This is a genomic window from Streptomyces sp. NPDC018045, from assembly GCF_044327445.1.
GTDB lineage: Bacteria > Actinomycetota > Actinomycetes > Streptomycetales > Streptomycetaceae > Streptomyces.
Genome location: NZ_JBIRFL010000006.1, coordinates 50,721 through 69,974, shown reverse-complemented (window position 1 = coordinate 69,974; position 19,254 = coordinate 50,721). Strand labels below are relative to the sequence as shown.

10 protein-coding genes and 1 pseudogene are annotated in these 19,254 nt (G+C 68.8%); 5 read left to right on the top strand and 6 right to left on the bottom strand.

Features of this window, described 5'->3' with window-relative positions; all coding sequences use genetic code 11:
* Nucleotides 1-9: 9 nt before the first annotated feature.
* Together ACH4EB_RS16495 and ACH4EB_RS16490 are read right to left on the bottom strand one after the other, a co-directional pair.
* The gene (locus ACH4EB_RS16495; RefSeq protein WP_398348187.1) at nt 10-339 is read right to left on the bottom strand and encodes a DUF6233 domain-containing protein; all 330 of its coding nucleotides are present in this window, start codon (nt 337-339) and stop codon (nt 10-12) included.
* Between the two features lie 64 nt (nt 340-403).
* On the bottom strand, nt 404-1,192 hold the full coding sequence (locus tag ACH4EB_RS16490) for a hypothetical protein (protein ID WP_398348186.1): 789 nt from the start codon (nt 1,190-1,192) through the stop codon (nt 404-406).
* A gap of 385 nt (nt 1,193-1,577) precedes the next feature.
* Here ACH4EB_RS16490 and ACH4EB_RS16485 point away from each other — a divergent pair, with 385 nt between their 5' ends.
* The gene (locus tag ACH4EB_RS16485; RefSeq protein ID WP_398348185.1) at nt 1,578-1,946 is read left to right on the top strand and encodes an ArsR/SmtB family transcription factor; all 369 of its coding nucleotides are present in this window, start codon (nt 1,578-1,580) and stop codon (nt 1,944-1,946) included.
* 27 nt (nt 1,947-1,973) lie between these two features.
* Here the strand turns inward: ACH4EB_RS16485 and ACH4EB_RS16480 are convergent, their stop codons facing one another.
* The 4 genes from ACH4EB_RS16480 to ACH4EB_RS16465 form a co-directional block, all read right to left on the bottom strand.
* Nucleotides 1,974-3,386, bottom strand: coding sequence for an FAD-dependent oxidoreductase (locus ACH4EB_RS16480; protein WP_398348183.1), 1,413 nt, complete (start codon nt 3,384-3,386; stop codon nt 1,974-1,976).
* 290 nt (nt 3,387-3,676) lie between these two features.
* Nucleotides 3,677-4,366 (bottom strand): TetR/AcrR family transcriptional regulator, encoded by a 690-nt coding sequence (locus tag ACH4EB_RS16475; RefSeq protein ID WP_398348182.1) that lies wholly within the window; start codon nt 4,364-4,366, stop codon nt 3,677-3,679.
* Nucleotides 4,367-4,924: 558 nt separating this feature from the next.
* The gene (locus ACH4EB_RS16470) at nt 4,925-7,831 is read right to left on the bottom strand and encodes a hypothetical protein (RefSeq protein WP_398348181.1); all 2,907 of its coding nucleotides are present in this window, start codon (nt 7,829-7,831) and stop codon (nt 4,925-4,927) included.
* Complete coding sequence (locus ACH4EB_RS16465) at nt 7,737-9,152, bottom strand: hypothetical protein (protein WP_398348180.1); 1,416 nt, start codon at nt 9,150-9,152, stop codon at nt 7,737-7,739. The genes ACH4EB_RS16470 and ACH4EB_RS16465 overlap by 95 nt, the downstream gene beginning before the upstream one ends.
* Nucleotides 9,153-11,415: 2,263 nt before the next feature.
* Here ACH4EB_RS16465 and ACH4EB_RS16460 point away from each other — a divergent pair.
* The 4 genes and pseudogenes from ACH4EB_RS16460 to ACH4EB_RS16445 all read left to right on the top strand — a co-directional run bounded on the left by ACH4EB_RS16460 (nt 11,416) and on the right by ACH4EB_RS16445 (nt 19,253).
* Complete coding sequence (locus ACH4EB_RS16460; RefSeq protein ID WP_398348179.1) at nt 11,416-11,787, top strand: hypothetical protein; 372 nt, start codon at nt 11,416-11,418, stop codon at nt 11,785-11,787.
* Complete coding sequence (locus ACH4EB_RS16455) at nt 11,772-12,182, top strand: hypothetical protein (RefSeq protein ID WP_398348178.1); 411 nt, start codon at nt 11,772-11,774, stop codon at nt 12,180-12,182. Before ACH4EB_RS16460 ends, ACH4EB_RS16455 begins: the two co-directional genes overlap by 16 nt.
* 15 nt (nt 12,183-12,197) lie before the next feature.
* A pseudogene (locus ACH4EB_RS16450) lies at nt 12,198-12,572 on the top strand (TerD family protein); the annotation flags it as partial.
* Between the two features lie 327 nt (nt 12,573-12,899).
* Nucleotides 12,900-19,253, top strand: a complete 6,354-nt coding sequence (locus ACH4EB_RS16445; RefSeq protein ID WP_398348177.1) for an AAA family ATPase — start codon at nt 12,900-12,902, stop codon at nt 19,251-19,253.
* The last annotated feature ends 1 nt before the right edge of the window (nt 19,254 follow it).

Genomic DNA, 19,254 nt, shown 5'->3' with positions numbered 1-19,254 from the left:
GGCGCTCCTTCAGCCGAGAATCCCCAGCTCGGTGTCCGGACGGCAGCCGAAACACGCCTCCACGCCCTGCCCCAGGGCGTCGGCCGCCTGCGCACGGCTGATGGCCCGGCCACGGGCCTGGCCGCAGCCGCCGACGTGGACCCGGACGGGGCGCCCGTCGCGGCCCCCGAGGCGTTCGGTCTCCAGCAGCCAGTCGGGCCGCGGCGGCCGGATCGGGGCGGGGCGGTCGCGCTCCGCCTGTTCGAGGTGCTGGATACGGGACCGGACGGCGGCGAGCTGTAGGCGCAGCCATGTCTCCAGGGTGCGGAGGCGCGGCAGGTCGGGGGGCAGTTCGCTCACACGTTCGAGTCTATCCGTACGGGCCTGTCCGGGCCCGGGGGTCCCCGGCTCCCGGTGGCCCGGGTCAGCCCGTCGCGTCGCGGCCGGTGACGGCGGACGCGGGGGGCAGGGGAGCGGCCCGGGCCGGAGCCCGGCAGGCCACCGCGGCGCACACCAGCGCGGCCGCGATGCCGCCCAGGTGGGCGCGGCTGGAGAGGGTGGAGGTCAGCGCGCACTCCAGCGAGAAGGTCAGCACCGTACCCACGATCAGCACGGAGGCCCGGCAGGCCCAGCCGGTGCAGATCAGCAGCCCCACCACGGCCGCGGACGGGCCGGTGTCGGCCAGCGCGGCCTCGGCCGGGGAGACCGCCAGCGGGTGGCCCGGGCCGAGGGAGAGCAGGAAACGCGCGAAGAACGTCGCCGCGGCCGTGACGGTCAGGGACACGGTCGCCGTGCGCAGGGTCCCGAGGACGCACTCGGCCACCCCGAAGATCACGACCACCTGGGCGAGCGCGCCCCACCAGGGGAGCCCCGGGGCCGGCGCGAACAGCGACAGCGGCAGCCGCAGCAACACCAAGGGGACCGGGACGTCGGCCCGCACCCCGGCGAGCGACCAGACCAGCCGCTCGCCGGCGTCCGTCAGCGCGAGGGCGTGGAAGGTGACCACGAGGACCGCGGAGGCCGCCGTCACGGGGACCGCGGCCAGGCGGCGACGGCGCAGCGCGGCCCAGGTCGGTCCGGCGACGCGGTGCCACTGCGCCAGGAGGGCGCGGCCGGCGCGTGCCGACAGGCCGGGCGCCGGGCGGGAAGCGCGCCGTCCCCGGCCCGGCAGCCCCCGTTCCCCGCGCGGAAGGGGCCACCACGCGCCGGTCACCGGCCGGTCCTGTTCTTCATCGCGCCTCCGACACGAACCGGCGACCGGGTCGCGGTCCAGCGATCGTGATCAGTCGATACTCCATGCGTACGTCACTTGCGCCTCACGCGTACCTCACAGGTACCTCACTCGTCCCCGTCGCGGACCCCACGGCCCGCCGGTCGCGGCCGGTTCACTCTTTCGCCACGGGTGCCCCGCCGGGCCGAGGGCATGTCGGCTTCCCGGCGACTGACGGCACGTCAGCCCGCCGGCTCCGGCGGAGGCGGCCCGTCGTGGCCCGGGCACCCGGCTCCAATCCGGCGAGGATGTCAAAATACGACGTCCCTCGTACAATGATGATTCCCGGCTGAGACCGACCGCCCGGAGCCGACTTCCAGGAGCCGCCATGACGACCACCACGACGACATCAGCCGACCGGCCCGGTGCCCGCGTCCTGGACCACCCGGACCGTTCGGCGATCCGTCTCGAAGACGTACTGCACGCGCTCGCCGACCCGATCCGGCTGCGGATCGTACGCCGCCTGGCGGCCGCCCAGGGTGAACTGTCCTGCACGGTCATCGAGCTGCCGGTCAGCAAGTCCACCTGTACGCACCACTACCGCGTCCTGCGCGAGCACGGTGTCATCAGCCAGATCTACCGCGGCACCGCCAAGATGAACGTGCTGCGCCGCGCGGACCTGGACGCGCTGTTCCCCGGCCTGATCGAACGGGTCCTGGAAGCGGCGGAACGCCAGGACGAACGCCTCGGCGCATAACGACGCCCGGGCCCGGCGCCCCACCGCTCAGCGGGCCCCGCCGCCGCTTCCGCCCCCGGCCCCGTCGCCGGCCGCGGCCAGCAGCTCCGGCCAGTCCGCGATCTTCACGGTGGTCCGTCCCAGCCCCCGGCCGAGCGCCGCCTCCGCCGCCTCGATACCCAGCCAGCCCTGCCAGGGGACCGGCCGCTGTCCGGCCCGCCGCAGCGCGGCCACCGGATCGTCCGGCAGCGGCTCGCGCGCCAACACGTCCGCGTCCGCCAGCAGTGCGGCGGCGGTCTGCTTCGCGCACGGCCGGTTCGTGCCGATCACCCCGGTCGGCCCCCGTTTGATCCACCCCGCCACGTACTCGCCGGGGCAGGGCACCCCCGCCCGCAGCACCCGCCCCTCCACGTGCGGCACCGTCCCGGTCGCCGGGTCGAACGGCAGGCCCGGCTGCGGCGTGCCCTTGTACCCGACCGAGCGCAGGACGAGCTGCGCCGCGATCTCCTCGTACCGCCCGGTCCCCGTGACCCCGCCCAGCCCGTCCGGAACCGTCCGCTCGAACCGCACCCCCCGCACCCCCGTCTCCGCGTCACCGACCACCTCGACCGGCCGGAGGAAGAACCGCAGCCGGATCCGGCGCCGCCGCCCTCCGCGCTCTCCCGGCTCTCCGCCCGTTCCGCCCGTTCCGCCCGTCCCCCCGGCCCAGCCGCGCAGCACCTCCACGTTGCGCCGGTTGACCGCGGGCAGCCCCGAGGGATCGCCGTACGCCGGGTCGAGTGCCAGCTCCTCGGGCTGTACGACCACGTCGGCGCCCGGAAGCGCGCCCAGCTCGCGCAGTTCCTTGGTGGTGAACTTGGCCTGCGACGGCCCCCGCCGCCCCACCATCCACACGTCCTCCACCCGGCTCTCCGCGAGCGCGCCGAGTGCCGCCTGCGGCACGTCCGTGCCCGTCAGCTCGTCGGCCCCGCGGGCGAGAATCCGCGCCACGTCCACCGCGACATTGCCGACGCCGATCACCACCGCCGACCGCGCGGCCAGCGGCAGGTGGCGGTCCACCGCGTCCGGGTGCGCGCTGTACCAGGAGACGAAGGCGGTGGCGGAGTGGCTGCCGGGCAGGTCCTCACCAGGGATGCCCAGGTGGCGGTCGGTGGCGGCCCCCACGCAGTACACCACCGCGTGGAACATGCGCCGCAGCTCGCGCGGGCCGAGGCCGTCGGCCCCCACGTCGACATTGCCGACGAAGTGCACCCGCGGGTGCTCCAGCACCGTACGGAGGTTGCCCTGCAGCGACTTGATCTTCTCGTGGTCGGGCGCGACCCCATAGCGGACCAGCCCGTACGGGCACGGCAGCCGGTCGAGCACATACACCTCGACATCCGGCACGGCATCCTGCCCGACCAGCGCCTGAGCGGTGTAGACGCCACTGGGTCCCGAACCGATCACTGCGACACGAAGCACGGAAGGCCCCTTCCCGCGGAGTACTTCCAGAATCGCACCGGTGGGGCGCGTGCGGGAGGTGCCTTGCCGGTGTTGCCCCGCGAAGTGGCCAACAGGCCGACGAGGGTGAAGCTCGCGCGCGCATCGCGCTTCACCCACCCGAGCGATTCCCGCTCGGCACGAACTCCGGCGCCCCATCCGTCCGTACGCGCCCCGATGCCCTGCCCCTCCGTACGGAGCCCTGGGCCCCACCCCTCCGTACGCGCTCCGGTCTTGGCCCCGGCATTCCCCGCCGTACGCGCTCCGGAGCCCTACCCCTCCGTGGCGGCGCCCTTCGGCCCCGGTACCGGCGGCGGGTCCTGCAACGGAGGCGGGCCTTCCAGCGGTGGCTCCGGCCCCTCACCGGGCGGGGTGCCCAGCTCCCAGTCCAGCCCGTACCGCTGGAACAGTTCGGCCCGCAGCCGCGCGGCCGGCATCGGTGCCCCCGGCAGCAACACCGCCACCACCGACCCCATCAGCAACGCCCGCAACAGCCGGTAGTCCGTGTCGGCGTCCTCGGTGCCGTACCGCTCCACCGTGTCCCGCAGCAAGAACGCCAGCCGCTGCTGCTCGGGACACTGGATGAAACCTTCCGCCGTCAGAATCCCGGCCATGTGCGTACGCATCAGCAACGGGCGTTCCCGCGCCAGCCCCAGGATCGCGTCGATGGCCCGCGCCAGCCGCTCCCGGCCCGCGTCCTCGCCCTCCGGCACCGGCTCACGCTCCAGCGCCGCCTGCAACGAGTGGTGCATCAGCCGGTGCACGGCCGACTGGAGCAACTGCCGTTTCCCGGGGAAGTAGTACGAAATCAGCCCACGCGCCGACCCGGCACGGCAGGCGATGTCCCCGAGCGTCGTCGCCTCGTACCCGCGCTCGTCCACCAGCTCGACGGTCGCCTGCAACAAGCGCTCCCGGGAACGCCGCCGCAACTCTTCATTGACCGAGGGGCTGCGGGGGGACATGCTGTTAACTCCTGCGTTGACTGGCTGAGAGCCAATATACTCAGCAGGTCTCCGGATGTCCGCCCCGACGCGGCCAGGACTCCGGCCGACCTGCCTGAGTCGGGCGACGCGGGGGATCGTCCGACTCAGGCGGGGGTGATGTCGGACACACCCCCTGTGGCCAGCATTTTTGCAGGTCGCAGAGGGTGTGACGGGTCGGGGCGGATGTGCAAGTCCGATCACCTCTGGCCGTCTTCGGTCGTACTGATGCTGACTTTCCTGACGGCGCGTCAGGTCTGCAATGGTTACGCTCCGTGCCTGCCGTGAGAGGGCACACTCTGAGGGCCGGGGATGTCCGTGAGGCCGAAAGCGGCTGGCGAGAGGGGAACGACTCCCTCCGTCTCCATCCGAAGGAAGCGACTGCCGGCCGCTTACGAGTTTCTTGCACCCGCTTGCCAACCTTCACACGTCGGCAAGCGGGCGCAGGTTCCGCAGCGGAACTGCTATGTCGCGGGTTCTGCACGAAGGAGGGGCACTGCCGAGATTCGTCAGGGGTGACGATCTTCGGTACGTAACTGCCTACGAATCGTCGCGATGCCATGAGGGAGTGCGATTGTAGAAGGGCTGCAGGGCGGCGATCTGCCCGTCTTGAGTGCGGTGGCGTGCCCGGGAGCGCATCAGGCGGCCGGGGTGGCTGTTGTGGAAGCTGTTGCTGCGCATGAGATCCTTGCCGATGAGGTCGATCCAGACAATGGCCATTTCGTGCTCTTTCAGCCATTGGTCCAGCCAGGCCCGGTCGATGGTGAGTTCGTTCTGTCCTGCGCCGAATACATGGCGTACGGCGGCGATCGGATGGCCGTGGATGTCACGCCAGGTGGCCTTGTCGTCCCAGCTCAGGTTGCCGGGCGCCGGACCGAAGAGGATCGGCGAGGGGGCGATCAGGGAGACGCGGTCGATGGGGGAGTACTCGTATTCGCCGAGGAGGTCGACCGTGGTCGCGATCGTGGGGACGCTGAAGGGCTCTCCGTACTCGTATGCGTGAATGTGCGCTTCGGCTGCGTAGTGTTCTCCGAAGGGGTATTCGCCCACGAAGCCGTCTCTGTAGCTTGTTCCGCCCACACGGCTGATTTCATCGGCCAGGTCTTTGGCCGCCAACTCCGTCAGGAGGGCATCCAGGTCGGACTTCTTGACGAAAAGGGAGACCAAGTGGGCCCACACGGTGGGATTGTCTGCGTCCTGCTCGTTCTCTCGCCGCCAGTCGTAGTTGCCGGCCAAAATCACCTGCGGCCCGGTGCTCCCGGTGAACTCGACCGGCGGGTCAGGGAGTGTGGTGTCGTCGGCGATCCAGGCTTCGGGTGAGGACGCCTGGTCGAAGTCGACCCAGTTGTACTGCGGTACGTGGGGCTGAGGCGGGCCAGCGGCATCGGGTTGGGCGTCGCAGACGGTGGGGTCCATCTGGCGCAGGCGGGTCGATTGGGGACCGGGCGTGGCGGGCTCCGGGGGAGACCAGCGATCGCGCGCGGGGGAGACGTGATCATTGATCTGGCCGAGCAGTCGGGCGAAAGCGATCCACTGGTACTTTTTGCCGATGCGTTCGATCCAACTCGGCTTGCTGCGGCCGCTGCCGTAGGTCTGCAGGACGTGCTGGTCGAAGGGAGCGTGTAGGTCGGGCAAATACCCGAGCTCCACGGCGTCCACGAGAACGCGACGCGCCACATCCTCGTGGACGATGCCAGGCCGGTCCCGCAGCGTCGACTCGACGATGTAGGTCGAGAAGTCGTCGGCCGTACAACTGAAGTGGAGCTTGGGGTAGTCACGGGACTCCCGAAATTTCGCTACATCGTCCGGCGCCGGCCAGGCGATGGGCCAGGTGCTCGGGTAGGGAGGCCGCACGCGGGTCAGGCCCACGCAGACAGGGAGCGCGCCACGTTCGGCTGCGGCTTCGACGATACGCCGGCCCTCATCGTGTAGGGCCGCGTTCAGTGGTGGCTCATCGGCGAACAGCACGTTCCATACGGCCTGTGCGGCAGCCTTCCACTGGTCGGCCGAGCCGGAGCGCAGCAACGCGGTGTAGGCGGCATAGCAGGCTCGCTCAGTGATCCAGTCGTCGACGACGTTGAGGAACTGTTCGAGCAACTCGGGTACCAGCTCCGGACAAGTGATCAGCAACCGTGCGGCCCCGAGGGTGGCGTCGTCGCGGACGCGTCGGTCGGGGCAGCCGGTGCACCACAGGATCGCCACGGCCCACAGTCGGCAAGTATTTACTCCGATACGGCTGATATCCCGGTCCCGGGCCCATGTGATCAGCCGGTGCGCGGCTCCGCCGCCCTCCTTCGTAGCGTGCAGCCACGGAGCGAGGAAGGCATCGACTGCTGCCATCGAACGGGCGGACAGCAACGTGTCGAGATAGTCGGCGTTGAGAGGGTGACCAGAGCGGGGCGCCAGCCGGAACAGCGTGTCCATGGCTTCGTGGAAAGTTTCCGGTCTGCGGAGGGCGGAGTCGACACAACCGATCGTGACCCTGGTGATAGTCGACTGCGAACGCCATGGAAGGCCGGCCACGATCGCTGCGACGGCCTGACGCTCGCCGACTTGGTCACGGAATTCGGTGAGTTCCATCCCGCGCTGTCCCAAGACCACGGAGAGTGCTTCCAACAGCCCCGGGTCGGGTTCGGTGTCCAGCCCCACCAATTGGCGCAGCGGGCCCGTGGCGAGTGCTTGGCGTATGTGTTCACGGTCTTGGAGGTCAGACATCGCGGCGGCAACCACGAGATGCTGCCCGAGCCGTTCGAAGGCCATCGCGACGACGTTGCGTTTCGGCCCGGTGGCGGCCGGGTCGACGTCTTCGGCGAGCAGTCCTTCTCCCAGCAGAGCTTCGAGGAGGGACCTGTCGGTGGTACGCCCGGGCCAGATGTCCTGCAGAAGTACGTGCGCGCTCGCGCGGTTCATCCAGGGTTGTGTTCCGCTGCCCAGCCGTTCGGCGATGGCGTGCATCGCCTGATGCACCACCTGGTCGGTGACGGGGGCGTTCAGCTCGTTACTGATGCGGCGATTGACCTGGTCCAGCAGGAGGTCCGCGAGTTCGTCGAGGCCGATGGTGGCGTCTTCCAGTGAAAGGCGTCCCTGCTCTTTGAAAGCTTCGCACAACAGGCGCAGGAAGAGCGGACTGCTGAACTCCGACTGAACGGGAGGCGAGGCCGGCGGCTCCAGGCGGTATAAGTCGGCGTACTCCCGAAGCGCGTCATACTCCACGCCGTGGAAGCCACGGTGCACGATCTCCGGAAGGACCAACTCGTCCGGTAGCACTTGGGCACGGTAGTGCGAACGGAAGGTGAGTACGACGCGCAGATGCTCAAAGCGGTTGACCTTGGTGATCAGCGTGTCGAGTTCGTCACGCCAGATGGTCCGCGGCCGTGACTCGTTGAGCGCGTCGACCACGGCAGCCGGCGCTGCGGCCTGCCTGGTCCAGAAGGGCCAGTACATCATGGCCGCTGAGGTCTGTGGGCAGGCTGAAGAGCGCCCGCAATTGCTCGAGGATGGGCTCGTCCCGAAAATGACGCCCGTGGAGAAGTACGCTCGGACGTCCGGCGCGCAGCCGCTGAGCGACGTAGTCCAGCGTGACGAACGTCTTGCCCATGCCGGCGGGGCTGGTCACCACGATGGCGCGTGCTGTTCGGAGGCGTCCTGTCGGGCCCGTCACCCGATCGGTCAGTTCAGCCAGAAAAGTGTTCAGTTCGCGCAGTGCGCCCACGGTGGCAGCGGGAAACGAGCCCATGTACTCGGCGTTCCGCTGCCGCCATGAGGGAGTGTCCCAGCCGGATGGGTGCGCGGTGTCCAACCGCGCCTCCTCGGCCGTCGCTGCCTGAGAAGCCACTGCCTGGAGTGAGGCAAGCGACGCTTCCAGCGCAGCTGCGGTCGATTCGGACGGGCTTTCTTGCCATTGCACCAGCGCGTCAACCAACTCTGCGCCGAGCGCGCGTTCTGTGGGCGAACCAGTCCCCGCGCCTTCCTTTTCTTTCCTTCTGCCGGAAGCGGCGCTTTCAAGCCTGCGGCTGAGCTTCCGCAAGCGGGAGATGTCGGCGGAGGTCTGTTGGGACCATTCTTCGTCGGCGCACAGGGCTGCCAGGGCATGCCGGGTCGTCGGGATACTCACGTTCAGCTCCGGCACGTACCGGGGACGCGCTGCTGCGATGGCTTCCTTCAAGCGGTCTTCCCACCATTGCGCGGCGAGAGTTTCGACCTCGAACCAGAACCGGGACCGCACACCGGTGGTGTCGATCCTCTTGAACCGGGTGATCAGGTGCGTAGCCCACTCGACCTCGAAAATCACCGACATATCCCGGTCGGCGGCCATCTGCTTCCAGGTATCGAGCCAGCCCCCGGTGTCGTACACTTTCTCGTGCAGCGATTTCTTCTCACGGCGAGGAGGCTTGGTGCCGAGGCGGGACTGCGAGGTTCCTCGTCTGACGGTGGGGCCGGTGGGGTCGACCGGAATGGCGATGGTGTACTTCGTGAGCTTCGGGTGGACATCGAGCGCGGCTGACACTGATTTGTCGAGCTGCTGCTTGTCGACGGCGTCTCCGGACACCCAGAACTTGGCCTGCCAGCCGTGCTCCGTGCCGTCCGGCAGAACCCAGAAGCACTCGACCCCACCGTCCCCGCCGACGCCGTGCAGACTTACGAAGCGGGCCCCATCGGCAGGACAGCCCTCCGCTGCGAGCTCGCAGACGAACTGCTCGAAGCCGGACCGCTGTCCCTCGGCCCCGAGCGGCCGGAGCCGGGACAATTCCATCTCAGGCAGCGTCATCGCTCCCCCTACTGTGAACGCTTCCTTGCGTACGTCATTATCCCCAGCAGCCACTCGTTGATCGCCTTCCTGTTCTTGTTCGCTCCGAGCCAGTGGCGTTCGGTAAGAGCTTGGGGCTGCCCCACACTTCGGCTGCGCCGCGGTGGGGGCGGCACGCTGGTTCTTCGAGCCGAGCGGCCGCCCGAGTCATGGCCGGGAGGTGCGTGTGCAGGCGTCGCGGTAGGGCTACGGAGACGAGGGAGGCGGTGAAGTCACGTGGGGGGGCGGACGCGACAGCAGTTTCGTGGTCATCGCGGGCCCTCTTTCGAGCGCGTTCGGCAGCGCCGAGGATGTGGTTGGGCGGCCAGGGAGGCTACGCGGCTGCCGGGCGCTTCACGCCAGTTGTGTGATGGTGGGTCCGGATTCGGTGATGCGGAGCGGGTGTCGCCGCAGCGCGGCAGCCGCTGTGCAGCGCCAGCCGGAAGGTGGCCTCCTCAGTGCGTTGGCCGCGGCGTGTGTTCGATGTACCGGCTCGGACATGTTCGAAGAAGCGCAGATGACCGCCCGGTTATAGGACTCTCGGGGGGGGCCGCCCGTTGGTCGGTCACGGAGTGCAGGCTCAGTCGGACGGGCGCCGCATCCGCGAAGACCAGCAGATTCTTCGTCTGCTGGTGGTAAACGGCGTCCACCGCTTCTGAGCTGCAGAGATGGCTGGAAATGCTAGGCAGCACCCCGTGTTGGACCGCCCCTGTCCCGGATCTTGCTCGGTGCTGACAGGGGCACCGGTCCCACATGGCACATGTCGTAGAAGCCGTCCAGGGGCGTCCACGTGGTCCAGGGTGAGCGGGTATGTCCAGGTTGGGACTTGCGGTGCGAGAGTGGCTACGGGATTGGTGGCACCCCCGTGACACCTGGGACACTTCTGCCGCCGTGCTCCGACGGGGATTCTGTGTAGACGGGGACCTGATGCGAAGACGCCCCGCTGGCTTGCTCCGGCGGGGCGTCTTCGTGCAATTGGTCAAGACGGGTTGGGGCTTGCGCTGGAGGCTCCGTTGTGCTCTGGCTCGCCGCTCTCGAGTGCCCGGAGGGCCGAGGCGGTGACGACGCGGGCGGTGCGGCCCATCGGCAGCACGGGGCAGGGGAATTCCCCGCGGCGAACAAAATCGTAGCTCTTCGAGCTCGACAAGCCGAACGCCGGGGCAGCGTCCTCGACGCTTGCGGTTCCACTCCAGGCGGCGCGGATGTGCTCGGGGCTGAACGGGCCGTGGTGTGTTTCGCCGGTCTGGCTGGGCATTCCTGTCGGCAGTGCCTTTCGGGTTTGGTTGCTTCCGGGCGGTGGGTAAGCGGGGGCGCGGTGGACTACCAATAGTCCGAGGAATCACCGGTTCTGGTAACCGGCCTTTGGTTGATACTCTGCTCTGCTCGGCGGCAGGGGCGAGCCGCGGTGAGCCCAATCGGCGCCAGTTTTCCGGTTAGGGGCGTCGGCGTTGTCTCTACGTGTTTCCGGTTACTCATCATGTGGAGTGCGTGGCGATTCTGGAGCCGGTGGCTAAGGGGCCCTGACCTGCGGCTTTGTGTGTGCGCATTATGTGCCGTGTGGGCGTTACGGGCGATGTCTTGACGCTCGTAACGCTCATTTATCGCTTTTCCTGATGGAGAGTCAGGCAACATCTTGGGCTGGTCAGGCCCTGTCAGGGCGGCAAGTAACGACGGGGCTCCGAGGGTGCGCGAGGCTCTGTGCGGATGCTGCTTCCTGGCAAGCGGCCCGTCGCGCGTGCCGCGCGAAGGCCCAGGAACTAATCGGATGGCACGGCCATGGCTCGCCAACTCGGACTCGCCGGGATGTGACGCGGTGGAGGTCCTGGCCGTGCCGTAACCGGAGGGTGCAGCGCCCGGTGGGGACGAAGTTGTCGTTGAAGTCCGCTGTGACGCCGGCAGCGTCATCATGGTGGAGTGGATCACAACTTCAGCGCGCTAAGCCCCGGGGGCTTCGAGCATCTGTCGCAAGCGCTGGCGCAAGCGGCCCTGGGCCCGGGTGTCTCCGTCTTCGGCACGCTGGCCCTCAATCGCCTGGTCGGGCCCGCGACGCTCGATCTCAAACTCGGCACTCTCGCCGAGCACTACGGGTGCGCCAGGAGAGGGCCCACGACGCGCAGGATGAGGGTTTGGCCCTGCCGCTCCTGGATCACCCGCCCCACCAGGACTACAAGCCGTATGTCCCCAAGGCGCCCTGCGTGTACCGGAATCCGGGCCGTTTCGCGCCGGGCGGGCCTTGACGCAGGGCATGAAGGTCGCCATGACCGGGGACACCCCGGTCTCCCGTGAGGAACTGGTCGCCCGGTCGGTGGCGGCCGGGCTGAACACGCTGACGTCGGTCAGTGGCCAGACCAGCGTCGTCGTCACCGGCGACCCCGTTGCCGGATCTGCCAAGCTGAAGCGCGCCGCGAACGAGGGCGCTCCGCTCGTGGATGAGCCTGCGTATCTGCGGCTATTGAGCGGTGTGCAGTCGGCCAGGCCAAGGGCGCTGCACGGCAGCATCGCGCGGTCGAGGCGCCCGCGGGCGCGCCCACTGTACTGCCTGCGCCGACGCCGAGTATACCGGCATAGCGGACTGCTGCACCGACCACATCCGCTGCTACGGTGGACCAGTCGCTGACCGGGAGCAGGGTTCTGGCCCTGGGCGGTATCCATGAAGAGGCCGCCGAGGCACGTGCGCGTGCTGTCACCCTTGGCGCCTCTGCGGCGGTCAGCCTCTCCGCCAGCGTGTCCGGCGTCGTCGTGCTGCCCGGCGGTGAAGCGGACCGCCGTATGAGTCGCACCGCCACGCCCGGCCTCAGTGTGCACGACGCCGACTGGCTGCTCCTCGCACCCACGCCTGTGTCGGGAAGGAGCGGGGCCGGTAACCAGCTGGACACGGCAGTGGTATTGGTCCCAGGCGCCGTCATCGACCTGTTCGACACCGGCACGGCCTGGGCGGTGGCCGCGACGTGGCGTCAGCAGACCGTCTGTGACATGGACGCTGTCGCTTTCGCGGTCGGCGCTCGGGAATAGGTAGCAGGAGACGGGGACTTCATTTTCTATGGAGCCCCTGAGCATCCGAACGGCACCCTGGGGCTTGCCATGGATGGTCCGACGGAACAGGCCGTCACCGCCGACCTGGAGTGTCTGCCCCTGGAGATCCACAGGGTCGTGATCGCCGCCGCGATCGACGGTTCGTCGACCTTCTCGGATGTCGGGGCCATCGAAATTACCGCCACCTGCGGGATCGCCGCGGCTCCGACCGCCCGGGCCACCCTGGACGCCGCCACTACTGAGCGCACCATGATTCTCGCCGAGGTCTACCGCCGGGGAGAGGGCTGGCGGCTACGCGCCGTCGGGCAGGGCTACGACCACGGCCTGGCCGAGCTGGCTCGCGGCTACGGCGTTGACGTCGCCGAATAACCGACGTCTTCCCGCACTTGAAGGGCAGGAGCCCCTATACGGCCCCAAGGCGCGCTGCTTCGGTCGGAGCCGCGTTGAGGGGGCCGTTCCTGTGTGAAGCGGGAATGACCGGAGAGGTCCCATTGGGGTTCTCGCCGACATCGCACGGCGGTGTGCGTCACGGCCGGGATCTACGCGGAAGTGATCCCTCGCAGTTGGTGAAGAACGGCCAGCACACGCCCAGGCTTCGGCGGGGTCCTGACCTGCTGTCGCGCCTGTGGAGGTCCTCTTTTTACCCTTGTCCCTTCTCCTTCCTGTAGGTGCCCGATCGGAGACAATGCTCCCGCCATGGGTGATCTGACTGCCGCGCATCGCGGCTACGAGTACCAGGATCTGCTAGAGGCGTGTCGAGTGGTGGATCTGCCGCTGGGCGGGATCGCCGCTGTGCACGTCGACGAGAAACTGGTGGAGGACGACCGATTCGACGACCTCACGGTCATTGGAGCCGATGGATGCCGTGAGCGGACCCAGTTCAAGTATTCGGACAACGACGATCACCCCCTCCCCTACACCACGTTCACAGTGGACGGTCGTGGACTGAGGCTGGACCGCCTTGTGGCGGCAGCCGTCGCCGACCGCGACGGGCCGGGGGCCTCCGCCCGTACGATTCGGCTGCGCATCGTGATGCGGGATGCACCACCGGACGATGCCGTCCTGAGCAAGGTTATGGTGCCTGCACGGGCGTCCGACGCGTCGTTTCTGGCGGGTGTGAACACCACACTCCTACGGTTCGACGCCGAGGCCCTGTGGCAGGGGATTGAGCTGCCGGCGCAGGGAAGGCGCAAGGCGGGGAATGTATTCGGGTTCCTGACCGAAGGCGACACAGCCGTAGCCAGGGAGGACCTGGAGTGGCTTTGCGAACACCTGGTGGTGGAGCTCTCAGCGCCACCGATGACGATGGACCTCCAACACCCGGGCCCGGCCGAGCAGCTTCTCCTCCACCGCGTGCGCAGCGAACTCGGTGCGGGGGTCCACCCCAACGAAGGCCGCTCGGCAGTGGACGTGGCCGAGGCGCTGATCCGCACGGTCCGAGCCGCCCGTCAGCGAGGTATCGAGGTCACGTCCCAGGAGCTGCTGCGTCGGGCCCAGCTACGCCAGGACTTCGGTGCTGTCACACGTGCGCATCCTGTGGACCGGACCCTGGAAGTGGCGCGGCCTGGTGCGGTTGGTCCCCTGGTGGAGTCTGCCGGGGCCGCCGCGGCTGTCGGGGGTGTTCTGTTGGTGACCGGCCCGCCGGGGCAGGGGAAATCCTGGGCGTGCCAGCAACTGGTCGAACGGCTCGCTCACGACGGATGGCTGGTCGCCGAACATTATTGCTATTTGGGTGACGCCGACGGTGAACAACTGACCCGGGTGATGACCGAATCGGTCTTCGGAAGTCTGCTTGGCCGGTTGGCTGAGGCGGATCCGGGCCTCGTCCACGACCAGCGCCCGCGCTTCGCTGCCGACGAGGAGGCTCTGACGAACGCAGTGGCGACTGCCCTGCGCAAGGATCCCGCCCGAAGAGTGGCGCTTGTCGTGGATGGGCTGGATCACGTCACCCGCGTACATGGGGGGAGGACCAGAAGAGCGGATCCGTCCCTGGCCCTTGCTGAAGTATTCAGCTCACTTCTGCTCCCGCCCGGCAGCGTGCTCATCGTCCTCAGTCAGCCTGGGACTCATCTTGCCCCCCTCGTGCGGGCAGGGGCGGCCACCGTCGCCGTACCGCCGCTCGCACCGGAAGAACTCCGTGGCATGGCCGAGCGGCTCGGCCTCGTCCCGTCGACGGGAAGCGGCGCCACCGACGCACTGCTCACCGACGGTCGGGACATCACGGACTTCCTCGACGCGCTGCAGGAACGCTCGGGCGGGAACGCCCTGTACACGACATACCTGTGTCGTGAGGTCGCCCTCCGCCCGGAGACGGTCACGGCAGCTGCGGCAACCGTGCGAGCTCTTCCCCCATACCGCGAGTCACTGGAGGACTACTACGCCCACCTCTACGACACCCTCGGCGCCGAAGCCGATGTCGTCGCGGACATCATCGCCCTGCTCGGTATGTCGGTCACCCGAGAGGAACTCGGACAAATTATCCCGGACCGGCGGCACCGGATCGACGGTGCACTGAAGGTCTTGGCCCCGGTGCTATCCGAGCGGACCGCTCAGGGCGAACTCCGTGTGTACCACGAGTCGTTCGCCCGTTACCTGCGCATGGGGTACGAGGACCACCCCGATGCCCTTGAGGCGACGCTGGTGCTGATCGCCACATGGCTGTCCGAGAAGGGGCTCTTCGATGATCCGAGGGCTTTCCGGCGGCTCCTGCGGATTCTTGCCGAGGCGGGGCGCGACACAGAGGTACTCGGTCATATCGGACGGGACTTCGTCGCCCGCGCCGTCGCAGCCGCGTTCCCAGCGTCGGCGATCAGGGACAACCTCGCCACCGGGCTGCGCTGCGCGGCCAGATCGGGAAACTGGCCGCTTGTCGTGCGCTGCGTCGAGCTCGCCCGGGCTGCTGAGACGTACGAGTACGAGCGCTTCGACTCGGTGCTGGTGGACTTCGCCGACGTGCCGATCGCGTTGCTCGGCGCCCAGACCATGGCGGACCGGCTCCTGCACGACGGCCGGACCGTGATGCCGGCCCGGGCGGGCCTGCAGATGTGCGCGGTTCTCGACGCGGCAGGTGCCGTGGCGGCTTGGCACGAGTACATGACGGCATTCGAGAATGAGGCCGAATCCGACAACACCTCGTACGGGGCGGAATCAGACCTGGCCGTCAACCTGGCCCGGCTGCGCGGCCGGCTGCGCCTTTCCGCAGCATCCCGGGGGACAGGGAAGCAGGACGGATTCGGTGCACCAGTGTCGCCGGACCGCATCGCCCAGTGGCTCGATGAGCAGGGTGATCAGGCCACAGTCGACGCCGCGGTGAAGGCCCTGCTGGACACTGTAGGACTGGATGCCGTCACCGATCTGCTATCGCGTCTCGCCGCGGGCGGCCCGGTGTGCCTCTCGCTCGCGGAGCAGATCGCCGCCGGTGCGCTGACCGGACAACCGGGCAGCGCAGTCGACTGGGCCCGTAAGGCCGTCGGCATGGGGCATCTGCCGGGAACTTTGCACCGGCTGCTGGCGCTGGGGGTCGTTGCGGCCGATCTTGCAGGCGACCCGGAGGTGGAGGCTTGTCCACACCGGCGTGACGTGCTGCTCTCCCTCACCCGCGCCGTGCAGGAGGAACGCGTTCGGTGGAGGCCCGAGGCCGTCGCCCACTGGCTTGACGCGCTGGCAGTCGTGGCAGAGGCCGACCCCCTGGGACTCGATGCGGCGGAGGCGCTCGTTCAGGGGCCCGGCTGGTACCCCTGTTGGCTGCGGTTTGCGATCGCCCTCGTCCGCGCCGAATCCACCAGTGCGGGCCGGCGGTCCGGCCTGGCGGTGAAAGCTCTCGGGCTTCTGACCGAAGATCTCCGGCCCTTCGTCGGCAATCCTCGTGCGTGCGACCTCTATGCGATTCACCCACTCGTCGAGGGGACGGTGCGCCGGGCGGTCGTACTCGTGTCCGACGACGACTGGCCGCAGGCGTGGGAGGCGCTCACCCACGTCAGCCAGAAGATCAGCACGACCTTGCGCGGTGAGCTGGGAGGTCCGCTGCCTACCGATGTACTGCTCTCGGTCGCCGTCGAACACGCGACGCCCACACGGCGGGCCAGTGTGGACGAAGCCATCCGGGGCGAGTTCGAGCAGCATGCCGGCGGACGCTACTACAGCGACCTGGCCGCATACCTTCTTACCCACGCGCGCCTCGCCCTCGCCGCAAATGACTACGCCGGGGCGGAGGCACGCTGGCTGGAGGCATGCCGCTTCCTGGTGGCCTATGGCTGGCACAAGGACATCACCGTCTACGAAGTCCTGGACCCACTGCCCGCTCTCGTGGCCGCCGACCCGGCCCGAGGCAGGGCGCGAGTGGCGCAGCTCCAGCCGCTGTGCGGACGCCTGACCCTCCACACCGATGGAAAGGAGACCCGCGCCGCACGACCCGAGTGGTGGAGGACACTGGCCGGAGCGGATCCGGTGGCGCTCGCCCGGCTCGCCGCCACCGGGCTCCTCGGAGACTGCAATGGCCCCAACGACCTCCTTCACGGCGCGCGGGAAGACCTCTGGGCCAGGTGGAAGGACGATGCGGATCCGGTCGTAACGACGGCGCTTCGCCTCACGCTGGACAGTCCACTCCTGGAAGGGGACGCGGAGGTACTGGACCGACTCGTCCGGACGTTCGGCCCCGCGATGCCGGACGATGTATCGCAACTGCTGCGCTGGTCCCTGAGCCGGGCGGACGAGCGGCAGGCGCACTATGACTCCTCCAACGGTGACGAGACCAACGTGTCGGACGAGCGACGGGTCGCGGCGCTCAACACCGTGGCCGAGCGCGCTGGTGCCCCGAGTATCGAGCCCCTTCCCGAACCACCGGTCGCAGGAGAATCCGGGCGGTGGAGCGGCTCGCCGAGGCCGGCGCAGCCACCCTCGGCCGGTGACCTGCTGGCTGGTATGGTCCTGCCACCCGTACTCCCTGGTCCTGTCGGTCTGATCCGGGCACTGAGGGACTGGCGCTTGCGGCCCTACGGAGCAGGCACTCCGCAGCAGGCCCTCGACCATATGACGAACCTCGTTGGTTATCGGCTGCTCGCTCTCGCTGCCGCAGGACGTGCCGATGAGGCCGCACAAGTCTTGCGGGCCATCTCCGGACCGTTCGACTTCCGCGACGGCCCTCTTCTCCTGCGTCAGCTCGCGGAGGGACTCGAACGGCACGGCCAGGACGGTTTGGCCGCCGAAGCGTACGCGCTGACCTGGGTGCGGACTCGCGGGCAGGGCGGGTGGCTGAACTTCGGCGGGGAGACATCCCTGGACGCCCTGAGCCGAGCCGGGCGGATCGATCAGGCCCTCACCTTGCGCATCGTGGCCGAAGAGGCGGAAGCCATCGTGAGTACCGGCCGGTACGGCACCCACGGCGTCACACCGGCGCTGATCCTCGCCTTCGTATACCAGGCCATCAGCCTGCCCGATCAGCATTCCCTCGATCTCGGGTTTGCCTTGTGGGACGAAGCGGCGGCGGTCATCGAGAGCAGGGCACCCCGGGTCCACGACAGCGACGACCCCGTTCACCCCTACCACGCCCCTGGCCAGGACAGCGGTGCGGCCGTACTGGGGAATCTGGACTGCGCCTTCGCGACTGCGGCACTGGCGGGGATGGCCGACGCGGGACGTGAGGCGAAGCGGCGGTCGATGATTGCCGCACGGACTCTCCTTTCACTGCGCCCGGCGACAGCGGCCCCTGCCATGGCTCTGGCGCTGGAGCACGCCACCGATCCGGCGACCCTGACGTGGCTGCTGTGTCTGATCGAAGAGCAGGGACCGGCCGGCCGGTTCGTTGCGGAGCACTGCCGGCACGCCCTTGTGGCACTGGCCGCAGGACCGCTTCTCACCGTCCGGGCTCTTGCCCGCCGACTGCTCGTCGATGAGGAGAACGTCCCCATGGGGCCTTCGGATTCTTACGTGTTGAGGCCCCCGAACAGCCTGTGGACGAGTTCCGGGCGGGAAGGCGGCCGGGAGGAGGGGATGTTGGAAGGGCTCGTGGGAGAACTGGCCGGCGTACGACTGAACGAAGCCGAGCAGCTGCAGCCGGGGCTGGTAAGGGCGGTCCTGGCCGATGCCGATCGCAGGCTCAGCAGTGAGCGTACGAAGGGCAGGACCAGGACTCAGCTCCGCGCCTACCGGAGCGTCGACGAACAACGGCCGCCGGACGCCTACATCGCCACTGAGGAAGCGGTCGAAGAAGCGATCCAGCGAACGGCGGCGGGCAGTCGAGCCCACCGGCTCGCGGCCGGTCTGGGAGTGGTTGATCCACGTGCCTGGGAGGACCGCCTGGCCACCGCACTCACGGATAGCCCGGTCGTTTCGCTGGCCTTCGAAGCGGCGCGCTGGCCGCGCCCCGGCCTTCTGTTCCCGCCCGCTTCGCCCGCTCAGGACGATCCGGTCGATTCATTGGCTGGCGCCTCTGCGGAGGCCGTCTCCGTACGGTCCTTGACGGAAGCGGACGTTCTGACAGGCCGGCCGCTCACCGACTGGTACGTCCTCGCCTCCGTGGAGAGAAGCAGGTTCCTGTCGTCGCGCAGACGGACGACCGATTCGGTCAGCCTGAGGTTCTCCGGTCCGGAAGTATCGGCACGCGGGGGCCATGGGAACCCGGATGCCCCGCCGTTCTCGGGGGGTGATCTGGTGGAATGGGCCGAGGGACCGGGGGAGCTTCCTCGGGGATTTCCACAGGACGGCTTCCCGCTGCTCGGTGTCGACCGCGATATGGCCGCCGCCGGGGATGCTGCGCACGGTTTGGGACTGCCCGACCTTGTGCTGACACCGGGCCGGTGGCTCCCTGTCGCGCTGTGCCTGTGGCCCGGAGCCCCCTTGATCCTGGAGGACGAGCGCGGGCCGGCCCTCCGGCTCATCTGCTGGCGTACCGAGTACGAGAGGAGTTCCTACCACCTCGCCACGCCGCGGACGATTGGCTGTGCCGTCGTAATGCGCCCTGATCTGGTGGAAGTCCTGTCCGGAAGGGCGCCCGCACCCGTCGTCATCCGGGACTTCGTCGTGCGCCTGAGGCACGGGGGAGAGGGAGAATGAC